General features: G+C 65.9%; 13 protein-coding genes and 1 tRNA gene. All 14 read left to right on the top strand.

The genetic code is table 11. The features are described from left to right. Positions 1-249: hypothetical protein (locus tag RT424_RS21550; RefSeq protein WP_313442444.1), on the top strand; the 249-nt coding region annotated here is incomplete at its 5' end. Beyond that, positions 207-452, top strand: a complete 246-nt coding sequence (infA, locus tag RT424_RS21555) for a translation initiation factor IF-1 (RefSeq protein ID WP_313442420.1) — start codon at positions 207-209, stop codon at positions 450-452. The genes RT424_RS21550 and infA, both read left to right, overlap by 43 nt. A 43-nt stretch (positions 453-495) precedes the next feature. Beyond that, a complete protein-coding gene (locus RT424_RS21560; protein WP_409521567.1) occupies positions 496-1,062 on the top strand; it encodes a Maf family protein in 567 nt (188 codons plus the stop codon). Between the two features lie 8 nt (positions 1,063-1,070). Next, a complete protein-coding gene (locus RT424_RS21565) occupies positions 1,071-2,045 on the top strand; it encodes a ribonuclease E/G (protein ID WP_313442422.1) in 975 nt (324 codons plus the stop codon). Continuing rightward, complete coding sequence (gene yacG / locus RT424_RS21570) at positions 2,042-2,239, top strand: DNA gyrase inhibitor YacG (protein ID WP_313442424.1); 198 nt, start codon at positions 2,042-2,044, stop codon at positions 2,237-2,239. The genes RT424_RS21565 and yacG overlap by 4 nt, the downstream gene beginning before the upstream one ends. A gap of 112 nt (positions 2,240-2,351) precedes the next feature. Then, positions 2,352-2,427 (top strand) — tRNA-Phe (locus RT424_RS21575). A gap of 257 nt (positions 2,428-2,684) precedes the next feature. Beyond that, a complete protein-coding gene (locus RT424_RS21580; protein ID WP_313442426.1) occupies positions 2,685-3,032 on the top strand; it encodes a hypothetical protein in 348 nt (115 codons plus the stop codon). Continuing rightward, entirely contained in the window at positions 3,032-3,763 is a 732-nt protein-coding gene (locus tag RT424_RS21585; RefSeq protein ID WP_313442428.1) for a cellulose synthase operon protein YhjQ/BcsQ, read from the top strand. Before RT424_RS21580 ends, RT424_RS21585 begins: the two co-directional genes overlap by 1 nt. Continuing rightward, positions 3,760-8,244: a UDP-forming cellulose synthase catalytic subunit gene (gene bcsA, locus RT424_RS21590; protein WP_313442430.1), complete on the top strand. Its 4,485-nt coding sequence runs from the start codon at positions 3,760-3,762 to the stop codon at positions 8,242-8,244. Before RT424_RS21585 ends, bcsA begins: the two co-directional genes overlap by 4 nt. Then, positions 8,241-11,723, top strand: a complete 3,483-nt coding sequence (locus tag RT424_RS21595) for a cellulose synthase subunit BcsC-related outer membrane protein (RefSeq protein ID WP_313442432.1) — start codon at positions 8,241-8,243, stop codon at positions 11,721-11,723. The genes bcsA and RT424_RS21595 overlap by 4 nt, the downstream gene beginning before the upstream one ends. Next, positions 11,720-12,181 (top strand): cellulose biosynthesis protein BcsD, encoded by a 462-nt coding sequence (gene bcsD, locus RT424_RS21600; protein WP_313442434.1) that lies wholly within the window; start codon positions 11,720-11,722, stop codon positions 12,179-12,181. Before RT424_RS21595 ends, bcsD begins: the two co-directional genes overlap by 4 nt. 32 nt (positions 12,182-12,213) lie before the next feature. Next, entirely contained in the window at positions 12,214-13,236 is a 1,023-nt protein-coding gene (locus RT424_RS21605; protein ID WP_313442436.1) for a glycosyl hydrolase family 8, read from the top strand. A gap of 184 nt (positions 13,237-13,420) precedes the next feature. Continuing rightward, positions 13,421-14,644, top strand: coding sequence for an efflux RND transporter periplasmic adaptor subunit (locus RT424_RS21610; protein ID WP_409521566.1), 1,224 nt, complete (start codon positions 13,421-13,423; stop codon positions 14,642-14,644). A 7-nt stretch (positions 14,645-14,651) separates the two neighbouring features. Then, a partial coding sequence (locus RT424_RS21615; RefSeq protein ID WP_313442438.1) for an efflux RND transporter permease subunit occupies positions 14,652-16,764 on the top strand: 2,113 nt, incomplete at its 3' end.

The raw sequence follows: 16,764 nt of genomic DNA on the forward strand, positions 1-16,764 counted from the left end.
CCACCCGCAGGATACTACCGTTGGGTGGTAGGGTGGGGGCGCGGGCCGGTGCCGCTCAAATTCGCGTTTCGCGAATTTCAAACGCTCATGAAAATGCGTTATCTGGAAATCCCGGCCGGGCGCTCGTCAGCCAAGGCTTCCATTTTCGGTGAGTCGTGGCTATGGCGCGCCGCAATCATCAGCAAGATTACGGGTATTGATCGCCGATGGCGAAAGAAGAACTCCTTGAAATGCGTGGCAGGGTCGTAGAACTCCTGCCTAACGCGATGTTCCGCGTAGAGCTGGAAAACGGCCACGAGATCCTCGGTCACACCGCGGGCAAGATGCGCAAGAACCGCATCCGCGTGCTGGTAGGCGACGAAGTCCTCGTCGAACTGACCCCTTACGACCTTACCAAAGGCCGCATCACCTACCGCTTCATGCCTGGTCGCGGTGGCCCCGGTTCTTACTGATATCACGTCTCCTGGCGGAGACGTTCCCGCGCCCCGGCCCGATTTGCGGCTGGTCCTCGCCTCGGCCAGTCCGCGCCGCCGCGAACTGATCGGCAGGCTGGGCATCGTTCCCGATGCCGTCATGGCCGCCGACATCGACGAGACGCCGCACGACCGGGAGATACCCCGCGAATATGCCCGGCGCATGGCGCGTGAAAAGGCGCTGGCCATCCTCGCCGACGGCGCACACGTCCTGGCCGGCGATACCGTCGTGGCCTGTGGCCGCCGCATCCTTCCCAAAGCAGAAGACGAAGCGACGGCGCGGGCCTGCCTGACCCTGCTTTCCGGTCGCCGCCACCGCGTGCTTTCCGCCATTGCCCTGCGATCCCCCGACGGAACCTTGCGAGAGCGGCTTTCCGAGACGATCGTGCGCTTCAAGCCACTCTCTCATCAGGAGATCGATGCCTATATCGATGGCGGCGAATGGGACGGAAAAGCCGGTGGCTATGCCATCCAGGGCAGCGCCGAAGGCCTTATCGCCACGATCTCGGGAAGTCATTCCGGCGTCGTCGGCCTCCCTCTCTTCGAAACGCGGGCGCTGCTGAAGGCAGCCGGCTTTGCAGTCGCCTGAGGGCGCCCATGGCTGAATGGCTGATCGAGGACGGGATCGGCGAAAGCCGCGCGATCCTGGTCGAGAACGGCGAAGTCGTCGCCGCCAGGCTGCAATGGGACGGCCGCCTCGCTGCCGGTGAAGTGACCGAGGCCGTGCTGATCTCACGCGCGAAAGGCGCGCGGCGGGGCACCTTGCGCTTTCCTTCCGGTGAGGAAGCCCTTGTAGACGGCCTCCCGCCCGACGCCGCCGAAGGCGCCCTGCTCCGCGCCCAGATCACACGCGCCGCCATGGCGGAGACCGGCCGCCTCAAGCGCGCCCAGGCAAGATCGACCACGCAATCGCCGCGCCCGGCGCCCACGCTGCTCGAAACCCTGCGCGATACCGGAATACCCGCGCGCCGGGTCAGAGCCTTTCCCGAAGACCCCTGGCCCGAAGTCTTCGCAGAAGCGCTGGACGGAGAACTGGCTTTCGACGGCGGCGAACTGCTGGTGATCCCCACGCCCGCGATGACGCTGATCGACATCGACGGCACCCTCCCCCCGCGCGCACTGGCCCTTGCAGCCGTTCCCGCGATCGCGCGTGCGGTAGGCCTCTTCGACCTCGGCGGATCGATCGGCATCGACTTCCCCTCGCTGGAGCGCAAGGAAGACCGCCGCGCCGTGGACGATGCACTCGCCGCCGCGCTCGACCACTGGCCCCACCAGCACACCGCGATGAACGGCTTCGGCTTCGTCCACCTCGTCGCGCGGCTGGAGCGCCCTTCCCTGCTGCACCGTCTGCGCCACGAACCGGCAACGGCCTGCGCGCGACTGCTGCTGCGGCAGGCCGAACGCATCCAGGAACCCGGCACCCTGCTCCTGACCGCTCACCCTCGCGTGCGTGCGCGGGTCACGGCCGCATGGGAAGACGAACTCGCCCGCCGCACCGGACGGACTATCGCTTGGCGGGAGGATGCCGCTCTTGCACTGCGGGGCGGATTCGCGCAGGCGATCACGTTATGACCGAGAACAAGACTGTCAGGGCCAATGCGAAGTGCCCGATCTGCGGCAAGCCACGCGTGGCCGAACATGCCCCCTTCTGCTCCAAGCGCTGCCGCGACCGCGACCTGCTGCAATGGCTGGGCGATGGCTATGCCCTGCCCGGCGCACCCGCCGCACAAAATCCTGACTCGGAAATTTATCCACAGGACGATTGAAACAGGATCGTCATTTTAGGGTTGCCAAGCCCGCCAAGGTTCTCCATAGGCCCGCCACCAGCAGCGAACGGCCGCTTCGGCAGTCGGAAAATTCGCTGAAAAGCTTGGTTTTGCCCGGGTAGCTCAGTTGGTAGAGCACATGACTGAAAATCATGGTGTCGGCGGTTCGATTCCGTCCCCGGGCACCACTCTCCTCGGAGGGTGGTGCCTTTTTCTTTGCCGGCTTTAACCTTCCGAAAATCTGCAATCGTTAGCTTCCAACATAAGTGAGGGGCGAACGCTGCATGCGTTCCAGAGTGAACAGATGGTCGGGGTGGATGGCGGGAATGCCCTCGATTCGAGAAAAAAACTGCTAAGTCAGGGATTTTCGGACCGGAATTTCACGTATAAATACGATGTTAACCATTAGTTGTCAGTCCTCTCCAGGCAACAACGGGGGATCGTCATGCGCATTGATGCGAGGAATCTGCTGGACCGTCTGGGTCGCAATGAATTCGCCTATAAGGAATTCGAGGACCGGTTTTCCGATCTTGAACTTTGGCCCATCCTGGAGGCTCTTCTGCGCGACCCTCGCCTCCAGACGCTCGACCAGACCGCGATCGAAAGCGTGCCTGCGGAGATCGAAAGTTCCGCTCAGGAACTTTCCGCAGAGCCTCTCAAGAACCTGTTTAGCCGGTACGAGCAACAATCCGTTTCAACGGCGATTGCAAAACCAGTTGTTGAAGAACCCGTTCGCGATGTACGAGCGATGCTGCGTCATTTGTCGGACCTTGGCGCCCGGGGGGAAATCTGATGCCGATGATCGTCTGCCACGGTCCCAAGGGGGGAACCGGGAACACTTTCGTTGCCGCTCATCTGGCCATGGGCCTTTCGGCGCAGGGTTCGGACGTGACCGTCGTCAGCGTCGCCGCGCGCGATACGCTTCCGCTGCACTTCGGCCTTTCGCCTGCAACCTCGCTGCCCGCACTCACCGCGCCTGCAGACGAGGCGGTCCTGGTCGGCGGTATCAACTTGCGCAGCTGGCGCCGCGCATCGGAAGATCTCGATTTCGTGCCGATGCTGGGTGACCTGGGCTATTTCGAGCCAGGCAAGGAACGGGTTCTGGTGATCGATGTGCCCTCGGGCGACACGCGCCTGGCGCGCCGCCTGATCGAGCATGCCTGCGCCCACGTCTGCACGATCAACGCCCAGCCCGATATCTTGGCGCTGCTTCCCCAGGTGTTCGGCGATGCCGGTCCCGAAGGCCTGTCGCGCACGGCCTTCGTGATCAACGCGCTGGACGAGACGCGCCGTCTCGGCCGTCACGGCGCCGCCTTCATTCGCGAACTGGCCGGGCAGCGCCTGATAGGCCGTATCCGCATGGACGAAGCCGTTCCCGAAGCCATCGCCACGCTCCAGACGCTCGCCCGCTACGCCCCGGCCAGCGTCGCCCTTTCGGACGTGCAGCAGATTGCCGAGTCGATAAGGCCCACGCTGGACTCCACATCCCACTCCTGGATCGCGCCGGTGAGCCTCGCCGCATGATCCGAAAGTTCGTTGCGCATCGCGCCGTCAGACTGCTGGCAATCGTCCCGATCGCGCTGATCGCGGCCATGGTGATCGGGGTTCCACTCGACATCAATGCGCAGTGGATGTTCGCGGGCGTAACGATCCTCGGCACGCTGGTCATGAAGCGCTGGCCCGGCCGCAAGGGCTCGCTGGCGCTCGGCCTGCTGGCCGTGCTGATGTCCACGCGCTACATGTTCTGGCGCACGACCCAGACGCTGGCATTCGGTACCCTTCCCGAATTCGTGTTCGGGACCGGGCTCTACCTGGCCGAGCTTTACGCATGGCTGATCCTTATCCTGGGGTTCATCCAGACCAGCTGGCCACTCGACCGCCCGGTGATCGAGCCCAAGGGCGATCCGGAAACCTGGCCGACGGTCGACATCTACATCCCGACCTATAACGAGAGCCTCGAAATCGTCCGCAACACCGTGTTCGCGGCGATGGACCTCGACTATCCGGTAGACCGCTACCGCATCTTCATCCTCGATGACGGCAAGCGTCCCGAATTCCGCGCTTTCGCCAAGGAAGCCGGCTGCGGCTATCTGACGCGCGACAACAACCTCCACGCCAAGGCGGGCAATCTCAACGCGGCGATGAAGAAGACCGACGGCGAGCTGATCGCCATCTTCGACTGCGACCACGTTCCCACCCGCGCCTTCCTCCAGCTGACCGTGGGCTGGTTCCAGACCGACCCGCGCCTGGCCCTGCTCCAGACCCCGCACCACATGTATTCGCCCGATCCGGTGCAGCGCAATCTCGCGTCCACCATGGGCGAGATGCCCGGTGAAGGCGACTTGTTCTACGGCCCCGTCCAAGGCGGCAACGACCTCTGGAACGCCACCTTCTTCTGCGGTTCCTGCGCCATCATCCGCCGCGAGGCGCTGATGGAGACCAACGGCTTCGCGGGCGAGACGGTGACCGAGGACGCGCACACCGCGCTCAAGCTTCAGCGCACGGGCTGGAACACCGCCTATATCAGCGCGCGCCTTTCCGCCGGTCTCGCCACCGAGCGCCTGGTGCTCCACGTCGGCCAGCGCATCCGCTGGGCGCGCGGCATGACGCAGATCCTGCGTATCGACTGCCCGCTGTTCGGCAAGGGCCTCACCTGGCAGCAGCGGCTTTGCTACCTCAACGCGATGCTGCACTTCCAGTACCCGCTGCCGCGCATCGCCTTCCTGACCAGCCCGCTCGCCTACCTGATCTTCGGCCAGAACATCATCCAGGCCTCGGCCTCGCTGATCTTCGCCTATGCCCTGCCGCACCTGTTCTGCTCCTCGGTCGCCAACGAACGCACCCAGGCGGGCGATCGCCGCCCGTTCTGGGGCGAAGTCTACGAGACGATCCTGGCCTTCCACCTCGTGAAGCCCACGGTCATGACCTGGTTCCAGCCCCGCAAGGGCAAGTTCAACGTGACGGACAAGGGCTCGCTGCTGGACAAGACCTATTTCGATTGGGACGTCGTCAAGCCGCACCTGATCTGCATCGCTCTGCTGGTCGGCGGCATGTCGCTGGCTTTCGTGAAATGGGCGTTCTTCCCCTACATGTTCAACATCCAGACCGATACGCTGGTGCTGAACTGCGCCTGGGCAAGCTTCAGCCTGATCATCCTGCTCGCCGCCGTCTCGGTGGCGCGTGAAACCCGCCAGGCCCGTCAGGACATCCGCATCCCGGTGTCTCTGCCGGTCACCGCCTATCTGTCCTCCGGGCACGTCGTCAGCGCCACCACGATCGATATCTCGATGGGCGGCGCCGCGCTTTCCCTGCCGCCCGAGCTGCCTTTGCGCGACGTGGAGGTGACCCACATCACCATGGCCATGGGCGACGAAGTGCTGTCGATTCCGGTCAAGACGATGCGCACCCGCGCCAGCAATGCCTACGTCCGCTTCGAACAGTTGGACATGCTGGCGAACCGCCATCTGGTGCGCGCCGTCATGGGGCGCGCCGATGCCTGGCAACCCACCGGGCCCAATCCGCAAGTCAGTGGGCTTCGCTCGCTGGCCGATATCATTCTTGTCGATATGGTGACGATCAAGCGCATGCTGCGTCTCAATTTCTCAGAACGCCGCGCCCTTGCTGCAATGGCGCCCCGCACTCTCGATCTACCCGTACCGACAGACAAGAAGGAAGCGAAGGCCAAGCGATCGCTGCTGCCGCTGGCCAAAGCGGCCGGTCTCGCTGCGGCCCTCGCGCTGGGCGTTGCCACCATCGTGTTCGGCAGCCGGGAAGTCCACGCCGCGCCAGCCCCTGCCAGGGCCGCACCGGCTGCCGGTCAGAACGGGGCCGAAAGCGCCCCCAACGGTGCGATGAACGCTGCAATTGCCTCGCCGCGCAACGGCCTGGGCGAACGCCTCACATTCAAGGACATGCGCGTCGCTCGCCCGATCCGCCTCCAGGGTACCCAGGGCGAGATCGGCATACCCTTCGGCATGCGCCAGGACCGCGTCGTCACTTCCGCCGTGCTGACGCTCCAGCTTTCCTGGTCCGCCCAGATGCTGGACGACCTCAGCCAGCTGGTGGTCATCGTCAACGGCGAAGTCGTGCAGGCCGTCCCGCTCACCCGCGCCGAGGCGGGCGGACAAGCGTTGCGGATCCCCGTCAACGCCGCCCTGCTCCTGCCGGGCGACAACCAGATCAACATCCGCTTCCTGGGTCACTACGCCCGCGACTGCGAGGATCCGTTCCACAGCTCGCTCTGGGCGAACATCAGCAACACCCGCTCGTTCCTCGACGTCGAGTACCAGGCGCTCACCTTCCAGCCCGACCTTTCGCGCCTGCCTTTGCCGTTCTTCGACAAGGGCCAGAACGTGCCCCTGCGCATGCCCTTCGTCTTCGCCGGACAGCCCCACAAGGGTGAATTGGAAGCAGCGGCCGCAACGGCTTCGTGGCTGGGATCGCTGGCGTCCTATCGCGGTTTTTCGTTCAAGCCTTTCTACGGTTCGCTGCCGAGGGGCAATGCGGTGGTCTTCCTCAAGGCCGGCCAGTCGATCCCCGGCCTGGACATTGCGCCCGCCAACGGCCCCAGCGCGGCCGCCGTGCGCAATCCGGTCGATCCCACCGGCACGCTGCTCGTCCTGATGGGCCGGAACGATGCCGACTTGCGCGTGGCCGCCGGTGCCGTCGCCCTTGGACGCGGCGTGTTCGGCGGGCAGCGCATGTCCTTCGACGGCGTGCGCATTCCCGCCTGGCCACGCTACGGCGCCTTGCGCTGGATCTCCACCGACAAGCCGGTGCAGCTGGGCAAGATCATGCCTGCCTATGCGCTCCAGGGCATGGGCTTCCGCCCCGGCCCGCTCACCGCCAGCTTCCGCGTCGCGCCCGACCTGTTCTTCTGGCCCCGCGAAGGCGGCCGCCTGAACCTGACCTACCGGTATCCGGTGGCCGACTGGCTCGACCAGCGCGCCTCGCGCCTCGATGTCTCGCTCAACGGCCAGTATCTCAAGACCCTGCCGCTCAGCTCCACCTGGTGGAGCAACCTGTTCGGCGCGCGCGGCGCCAAGAGCCAGGACAGCTCGGCCACGGTCGTGCTGCCGCGCTACAACCTGTTCGGCCAGAACGAACTGGCGCTCGACTACAACCTGGTCATCGCCGACAAGAAGAAGTGCACCGGCACCCTGCCCGAAAACGTGCGCACTTCGATCGATCCCACCAGCACGATCGACCTGACTTCGGCCTATCACGCACTGCTGATGCCCGATCTCGCGACATTCGCCGGCGCGGGCTTCCCGTTCACGACGTCGCCCGATCTTGCCGAGACGACCGTAGTGATGGCCGCGAATCCCGCGCCGGCTTCGGTCGAGGCGTTCCTGGCTCTGATGGGCCGCTTCGGGGACTCCACCGGCGTCCCGGTCACCGGCATCACCGTCAGCTCCTCGGTCGGCGCTGCCGATCTTCAGGAACAGGACGTGCTGGTCGTCGGCGGTGTGGAACTTGCCGGAGCCGGCGCGCTGTTCGAAAAGGCGCCCGTCCGCTACGTGGGCGGCCACCTCGAAGTCACCCAGCGATCGCCGCTCCAGTACGCCACCTCGTTCTTCGGCGGCACCGCGCAGAACGATCCCGAGGCCGCAGCGCCGCTCGTCTACAACGCGCGCGGCTTCTCGGGCATCGTCAGCTTCCGATCGCCTTATTCGTCGGACCGTACCGTGGTGGCCCTGCTCGCGGACAATGCCGCCGCCCTGCCCGCGCTGGTGGACGGCATGGCCGACGTGAAGATCAACGCCGCGATCCAGGGCGACCTCGCGGTCACCAAGGGCGACGGCATGGCCAGCTTCGCCATCGGTTCGCGCTATTGGGTCGGCTCGCTGCCGGTCTGGATGAAGCTCGCTTACTGGTTCAGCCAGCGTCCGATGCTGATGGGGCTGTTTTCACTGTTCCTCGCGGCGATCCTTGCCGGGCCCACCTACCTCTACTTCCGTCGCCAGGCGCAGCGCCGCCTCGGACACCAGGACGATAACGCATGAGTTCCGCGATGACCCGCCTGCGCCTCGTCGGCCTGGCCCTGCTGCTCTCCACCGCGACCACCGGCATGCCCCATGCCCAGTCCGCTGGCGTGGACGCGCTGCTGCAGCAGGCGAAGTATTGGCGTTCGAAGGGCCGTGAAGACCTGGCGCAGCAGGCGCTCCGTCGCGCGAAGGCGCTCGATCCCGGCAATGCTTCGGTCAATCAGGCGCTCAATTCGCGTCCTGCGGCCCCCAAGCCGCAAGCCGCACCAAAACCCCAGCCCGCTCCCAAGCCCCAACCAGCGCCCAGGCAGGCTGCCGCGAAGCCTGCGCCCGCACGCGCCCCGGCGGCCCAGACCAATGCCCAACCCAGCCCTCAGCCCACGCGAGTGGCAGCGGCAACCCGGACTGCGCCGGCACCCACCACTTCGGCCAATCGCGCCGGTCAGGCGCGCGTCGCCGGTTTCGACGCGCTCGAGGACGGCAATCTCGCTTCCGCCTCCAGCCAGTTCCAGCGTGCCCTTTCCGTCAATTCCCGCGATCCCGACGCGCTGGGCGGCATGGGCCTGGTGCGCCTGCGCGAAAGCCGGTTCGCCGAGGCGGCCAATTACCTCGAACAGGCTTCGCGCTACGGCAGGGCCAGCCAGTGGGCGGAGGGCCTCGCTTCGGCCCGCTTCTTCGCGGGTCTGGACGATGCCCGCAAATTCGTGGCGCAGGGCCGCCTGGCCGACGCGCAGTCCGTGGCCGAAGGGCTGGTCCGTTCCGGCTACAACGAGCCGGCACCGGCGCTTGAACTGCTGGCCGACATCTACGAGAAGCAGGGCCGCTACGCCGACGCCGCCGACCTTTATCGCCAGGCCGGCCAAGCGGGTCAGGGCGGCGGTGGCGGCTCTGACGACAAGCGCCTCCAGATGCGCGCCGCGCGGGGCCGCGCGCTTGCCGCTGCCGCCAATGGCGACGACATGGGCGCCATGCGCGAATTCCAGAACGGCTTGGTGCTCGATCCGACCGATCCCTGGATTCGCTACGAATTCGCGGAGTTCCAGATACGCCGCGGCCGTGTGCCCGAAGCGGAATCGCTGATCCGTTCGCTGGCCTCGATGGGCCAGCCCGACGCGATCTACGCCGCCGCGCTGCTCAACAACGATCTGGGCCGTGCATCGGAGGCCGCGCGCCTGATCGACATGATCCCGGAGGCGCAGCGCACCGCCCCCATGCGCAGCTTCGCCATCGGTGTGAAAACCGACGGGGCGATCGCCCGTGCCAAGGCGATGGCCGCCAGCGGCCAGCAGGCCCAGGCCCTTGCCTCGCTGCGTCAGCTTGGCGCCATGTCGGCCATTCCGGTCGGCAAGCAGGCCGCCATCGCCAACGCTCTCTATGAGCTCGGTGACGCGCAGGGCGCCGCCTCGGTGGCTGAAAACGCCATGCAGGGCCAGGTTTCCGGCGTTGCCGACTACGAAGGGCTCATCGGCGTACTCGCGCGCGTCGGCCGCGACGATCTGGCGCAACAGGCGCTTCAACGCGCCGGCGCCATGGCCGGTACCTCGGCCGAGGGCCAGCAGGCCTACGCAAGGATGAACGCCGCGCTTCAGGTCAGCCAGGCCGACCGTGCCCGCCAGGAAGGTCGCTTCGCCGAATCCTTCGATGTTCTCCAGAGCGCCTGGAGCGCTTCTCCGCAGAACATGGATATCCTTGCCGGACTTGCCCGCCTGTACCAGAGCGGCCGGATGCCCGCCCGCGCGGCGCAGACTTGGCAGCTGGTGCTCGCCCGCAAGCCGGGAGACAAGGATGCCCTGCTCGGCCTCGCGGAGACGGCGCAGGCGGCCGGAGACAACGATCTCTCGCGCCGCGCCCAGACCGACGTGCTCCGCGCCTTCCCGCAAGACTACCAGGTGCGCCTTTCGCTTGCCAACGTCGAGCGCGCCCGCGGCAACGACCGCGCGGCGATGAACCTGCTCAAGGACGCGCAAAACCTCTACGCACGCGGCCAGGGCGGCACCTCGATCGATGGACTGACGGGCGGCAACCCCTTCGCAGCGATGACCCCGGCCGGCGGCTCCAACCCCTTCCGCGACCGCCCCGTGGCGACCCCGCAGCAGGTCAATCCATTTGCGCTGGGCAGCGGCACTCGCCTTCAGGCGACTGGGGCCACTTCGTTCGCAGCGCCTTCCAACAACGGCGGATCGGGTGGCTATGCCGCTCCCACCATGGCAACGGCTCCTTACGGCGGCGCGGGCAATGCCTATGGCGGCGCCAACTACGGGGGGAGCAGCTACGGGGGCGGCTTGGCCGATACCGGCATGGACGCCGGTTCCGCGAGCACTTATTCCGCCGACCCCGTCATGGCCCAGATCCAGTCACAGATCGCCGATCTCGCCCATGACAGCGGCCCTCGCGCCGACATCGTCACCGGCTATCGCCGTCGCTCGGGCGAGGCGGGGCTCAGCCAGTTGGACGAGATCAAGGGCTCGGCCCGGTTCTCCACGGACGCGCCCGGCGGCCGCGTCTACGCCAAGGCGGAAGCCTCGGTGATCGATGCCGGCCGCGCCAACCAGTCGGGCCAGGCCCGGTTCGGCCTCAACGGCCTGATCGAGGCGGCCTCCATCGTCCTCGAGCAACCCTCGGTGTTCCCTTCGGCGGAAACCCAGAACGCGTCCGGCGTCGCCTTCTCGGCGGGGTACGAGAGCGACACCGTCAAGCTGGAAGGCGGCACCACGCCGGTGGGCATGGGCAAGACCAAGGCCACGTTCCGCGCCGAAGCCAGCCCCAAGCTGTCCGACACGGTGCGCGCCAAGGCCTTCGCCGAGCGCCAGCCCGTAACCGACAGCGTGGTCTCCTACGCCGGTGCCCGCGACCCCGTTACCGGCATGCGCTGGGGCCAGGTAATGCGCACGGCGGGCGGTGCCGGCCTGTCCTATGACGAGGACGGCAGCGGAATCTATGCCGAAGGCCGCTACTATCGTTTCCGCGGCACCAACGTTGCCCGAAACAGCGGGTTCGAAGCCAACGTGGGCGGCTATTTGCGTGCCTATCACGGCGCACATTCGAACCTGACGGTGGGCCTCAACGTCAACTACCAGGGCTACGACAAGAGCCAGAACTACTTCACCTGGGGCAATGGCGGCTATTTCAGCCCTCAGAACTTCATCAGCGTCGGCTTCCCCGTGAACTACACGATGGAAGACGAACTGTTCGACATCAGCGCTTCGTTCACGCCCGGTTTCCAGAGCTACAAGCAGGATCGGACCAATCTCTATCCGATCAACCCCGAGTTGCAGACCGCGCTCGACCTGCTCAAGATCGCGAACAACGATGTGCGTTCCTATTACGACAGCATCAGCAAGACCGGGTTTGCCGTGTCCAGCAACCTGTCGATCTACTACAAGCTCAGCCCCACCACCCGCATCGGCGGTGAGGCGGGTTACAATACCTTCGGATCTTATGACGAGTTCCGGAGCTTACTGGGCGTGAGACAGAATTTCGGGAGCACAGGCCGATGAAACTGCACGCATTTCCCTCGCCGCGCTCGGAAGGCGAGCAGAGTGGCGCCGGAGGCCTCGCGCTTCTGGCGATGATGGCCGCGGCCGAAGTCTGCGAAGGCGCCCCGCCGGCACAGGCGCAAGGCTTCTTTTCGGCGATCGGCCGCCGCATGGCGACGCTGGAGCCTCTGGAAGGCGTCAGCGACGCGGCCGTGCTGGCCGCGCGGATCAACGGTTTCTGGCAGGATCTTGGCTGGGGCGAGATCGAGCTGGCGGTCGGTGACGACGCCATCGTGGTCCACCATCGCAACTTGCCCAAGGCACTTGCCACCGATCAACAGGGCAACTGGCAGACGATGATGCTGGGCCTGCTCCAGGGCGCCTATGACGCCTGGTTCCGCGTACTCGGCAGCGGCCCCGCGCTGCATACGACCGCGCGCTGGCAAGGCGACGTGGTCGAGCTGCGCCACGGCCGCTGAGTCCTTCGGTCGATCAACGAAAGAACATCGGCATGAACCTTCTTCTCGACACCGGCATCAACCGGCGCAACTTCACCCTGGGGCTGATGCTGGCGATGACGGCTGCATGCAACACCGACGCTCAAAGCCGATCGCCGGTTCGCGACCCTTTCTGGCGGGTCTGGCGCGATACCTACGTCAAACCGGACGGCCGCATCGTCGATACCGGCAACAACGGTGTCAGCCACAGCGAAGGCCAGAGCTACGGGCTGCTTTTCGCTTATCAGGCGGGGGATGCCGACGCCTTTGCCAAAATCGCCGCATGGACGCAGACGCACCTCTCGCGGGCCGACATGGCGCTCCACGTCTGGCGGTACGATCCGTCATCGCCGAACCCGGTGGCCGACCAGAACAACGCCACCGACGGCGATCTCGTCATCGCCTGGGCGCTTGGCATGGCCGGACAGCGCTGGAACCGGGGAGATTATACCGCCAGGGCCGCGCAGATCCGCTCGGCCATCCGCAGCCATTGCGTGATCGAACGCCATGGCCGCCGCCTGCTGCTTCCCGGCATCCAGGGCTTCGTGAACGGCGACGAGGTGACGCTCAACCCGTCCTACTTCGCCTGGCCGGCACTGGACGCCTTCGTCAGGCTCGACGGCCAGCAGGTCTGGGGTCCTATCATCAGCGACAGCGAGGCGATTACGCGCCTGGCACGCTTCGGCACCCATCGCCTGCCCTCGGACTGGATCGTCATCAATGGCGCCAACCAGGTGGCGCCGGCAAGGGACAAGCCGCCCCGCTTCGGCTACGATGCCATCCGCGTGCCGCTCTACGCGGCCGTGTCGGGGCGCCAGTCGCTGGTTCCCGACATTGCTGCCTACTGGCGCGCCTGCCTTGCGGCCAACAAGCCCATCCCGGGCTGGATCGATGTCGTCACCGGCGAGGAAGCGAACTATGCCATAACGGCAGGCGCCGCTGCGGTAGTGGGAAGATTGCTCGGCAGCGCACAGCCCTCGCAACTCACCAGCGACTATTATGCGGCCTCTTTACAGATGTTGGCCCGCTACCAGTGATGCAGGCAAACGCCCCCGTCTGGGGGCCCACCTGTTCAGGGACGTTTGACGTATAGGTCAGTAGCAAAAAGCATCAGAATCATCGTTTTTGGTCGCAAATTGTCGCACTTGCGAAAAGCCGTCTTGCGGGCAGCAACAATTGGCTGAATAGCAGCGCCGACTGGACTTTTTGACGGTGTGCGACTTGAAAATCACGTCTTCTGCGACAACGGCTTACCCTCTTCTGCGCCAGGCCGGCCTCGCGCTGGTCTGCGCGGGCCTGCTCGCGGGCTGCTCCACGGGTGAGAAGAAGGACGACAAGCGCGGCGCACCCGAGGTGGGCTTCGTCGTCGTGGAACCCGCAGCGGTTCCCGTGGCCGTCACCCTGAGCGGCCGCACCGTGGCGTTCGAAAGCAGCCAGGTGCGCCCGCAGGTCACCGGCGTCATCGTCAAGCGCCTCTTCACCGAAGGCGCGATCGTGCAAGCTGGTCAGCCGCTCTACCAGATCGACCCCAGCCTCTATCGCGCCGCCGTCAACCAAGCCTCGGCCGACCTCGCCAGTGCCCGTGCCACTGCCGAAGCCGCTTCCGCCAAGGCCCAGCGCTACAAGCCGCTGGCCGACATGGAGGCCGTGGCCCGGCAGGACTATATCGACGCGCTGGCCACCGCGCGGTCCGCCAAGGCATCGATCGCCCAGAACGCGGCGACGCTGGATACCGCGAAGATCAACTTGCGCTTCACCACCGTGCCCGCCCCGATCAGCGGCCGGATCGGACGCTCGCTGTCCACCGTGGGCGCCCTGGCAAGCGCCACGCAAACCGATCCGCTCGCGGTCATCCAGCGGATGGATCCGATCTTCGTCGACATGCAGCAGTCCGCCGCCGACCTCACCGCGCTTCGCCGCAAGCTTGCAGCCGGCGGCGTCAATCCGGGCAGCACCGAGGTTCGCCTCAAGTTCGACGACGGTTCGCAATATGCGCTGACCGGGACCGTGCAGTTTTCCGAAGTCACGGTCGACCAGGACACCGGCACCGTCACTCTGCGCGCCCGCTTCCCCAATCCCGATGGCCTGCTGCTGCCGGGCATGTTCGTTTCCTCGGTGTTCGACCAGGCCACCGATCCCAATGCCTTCCTGGTACCGCAAAACGCGGTTCAGCGCGATTTCGACGGTTCGGCCTATGTCATGGTTGTCGGCGCCGACAACAAGGCGGCACGCCGCAAGGTTTCCGCCGAGCGGTCACAGGGCGTGAATGCCGTCGTCACCGCCGGTCTCCAGAGAGGCGACAAGGTCATCGTCCAGGGGCTGAACGGCCTCAAGCAGGGCGCCGACATCAAGCCGGTAGCCGCCTCCACCGCGCAGAGAGTGGCTCCGCCCACCGGCAAGCCCGGCGAAGGCGAAGGCGCGCGCCCCGCCGCCAAGGGTCGCTGAACCGCCCATGTCACGCATCTTCATCGACCGGCCGATCTTCGCCTGGGTTCTCGCCATCATCGTCATGCTGGCGGGCCTCGGCGCCCTGGCGTTCCTGCCCAACGAACAATACCCGGACATCGCCCCGGCCCAGGTCAACATCCGCGCCACCTACAACGGCGCCTCGGCCGAAACGATCGAGAACAGCGTCACCCAGGTGATCGAGCAACAGCTCACCGGCATCGACGGCCTACTCTATTTCAACTCGCAGTCCTCGAACCGCGGCCAAGCGACGATCAGCGTAATCTTCGCCAAGGGCACGGATCCCGACATCGCGCAGGTCCAGGTCCAGAACAAGGTCCAGTCGGCACTTTCCCGCCTTCCCCAGGCGGTGCAGAGCCAGGGCGTCACCGTCACCAAGTCCAATCCCGACCAGCTCCTGCTGGTCGCGGTCTACGACGAGACCGACAGCCGCTCCAACCAGGACGTGTCCGACTACCTGACGTCGAACATCCAGGATCCCCTCTCGCGCGTCGAGGGCGTGGGGGATGTCAACGTCTTCGGCGCACCTCACGCCATGCGCGTCTGGCTCGATCCCACCAAGCTGGCCGCCGTGGCGCTGATGCCCAGCGACGTGACCTCGGCGATCACCGCCCAGAACACCGAAGTCGCCGCCGGCGAGATCGGCGGCCTGCCCGCGCCCAAGGACCAGGCGATCGACGCGATCGTCACCGCCGGCACGCGCCTCCAGACCGCGCAACAGTTCCGCGACATCGTCCTCAAGACCAATGCCGATGGCTCGACGGTGACGATCGGCGATGTCGGCCGCGTCGAGATCGGCGCCGAGAACTACAACACCGTCAGCCGCATCAACGGCCACCCGGGCGCCGGCATCTCCATCTCGCTCTCCCCCGGCGCCGACGCGCTGGCAACCGCCGAACTGGTGAAGGCGGAGATGAGCACGCTGGCCCAGGGCATGCCTGACGGGCTTGGCTACATCTACGGCAACGATACCACCTCGTTCATCAAGCTCTCGGTCGCGGAAGTCGAAAAGGCGCTGTTCGAGGCGATCGTGCTGGTCGTCATCGTCATGTTCGTGTTCCTGCAAAGCTGGCGCGCCACGCTGATCCCGGCGATTGCCGTGCCGGTCGTGCTGCTGGGCACTTTCGCGGTGTTCTACGTCGCCGGATTCTCGATCAACACGCTGACCCTGTTCGGACTGGTGCTGGCCATCGGCCTGCTGGTCGACGATGCCATCGTCGTCGTCGAAAACGTCGAGCGATTGCTCGAGGAAAATCCGGGCATGTCCCCGCGCGAGGCCACCATCAAGTCGATGGAGGAAATCCAGACCGCGCTCGTCGCCATTGCCCTCGTACTCTCGGCAGTGTTCCTGCCGATGGCCTTCTTCGGCGGATCGACCGGCGTGATCTACCGCCAGTTCTCGCTGACGATCGTGGTCGCCATGGTGCTTTCGGTGTTCGTCGCGCTGATCCTCAGCCCTGCGCTTACCGCCACGCTGCTCAAGCCCAAGACGCTGGAAGGCGAGGAAACGCCCACCTGGATCGAGCGCCGCCTGCCCTGGCTCGCGCGGGGATGGGAATGGTTCCATACCCGCTTCAACCGCGGCTTCGAGCGGATGACGAATGCCTACGCGCACCGCGTGGAGCGGGTCATCGAGCATAAGTGGCGCTGGCTCCTGCTCTTCCTCATTGCCTGCGTCGCCACGCTGCTGCTGTTCCAGCGCCTGCCCACCGGCTTCCTCCCCAACGAGGATCAGGGCACGATCATGGTGCAGTGGCGCCTCCCCGCAGGCTCTCCCCGCAGTCGCACCGAAGAAGTGCAGCGCGCGGTGGAAAAATACTTCGAGACTTACGAGAAGGGGAACGTCGCCAGCATGTTCACGCTCGCGGGTGGCGGCATGGGCGCATCCGGCCAGAACAGCGGCCAGGCCTTCATCACCCTGGTCGATTGGGAACAGCGCCCCGGCACCGAGAACGGCGCGGAAGCCATCGTGCAGCGCGCCAATGGCGCCCTGCGCGGCTTGCGGGATGCCCAGGTATTCACTCTGGTCCCCGGCGCCATTCGCGGCCTCGGCTCATCCTCCGGCTTCACCATGGAGCTTCAGAACCGCAGCGCCATGA

It is taken from the genome of Novosphingobium sp. (assembly GCF_032093395.1).
In the GTDB taxonomy this organism is placed as follows: Bacteria; Pseudomonadota; Alphaproteobacteria; order Sphingomonadales; family Sphingomonadaceae; genus Novosphingobium.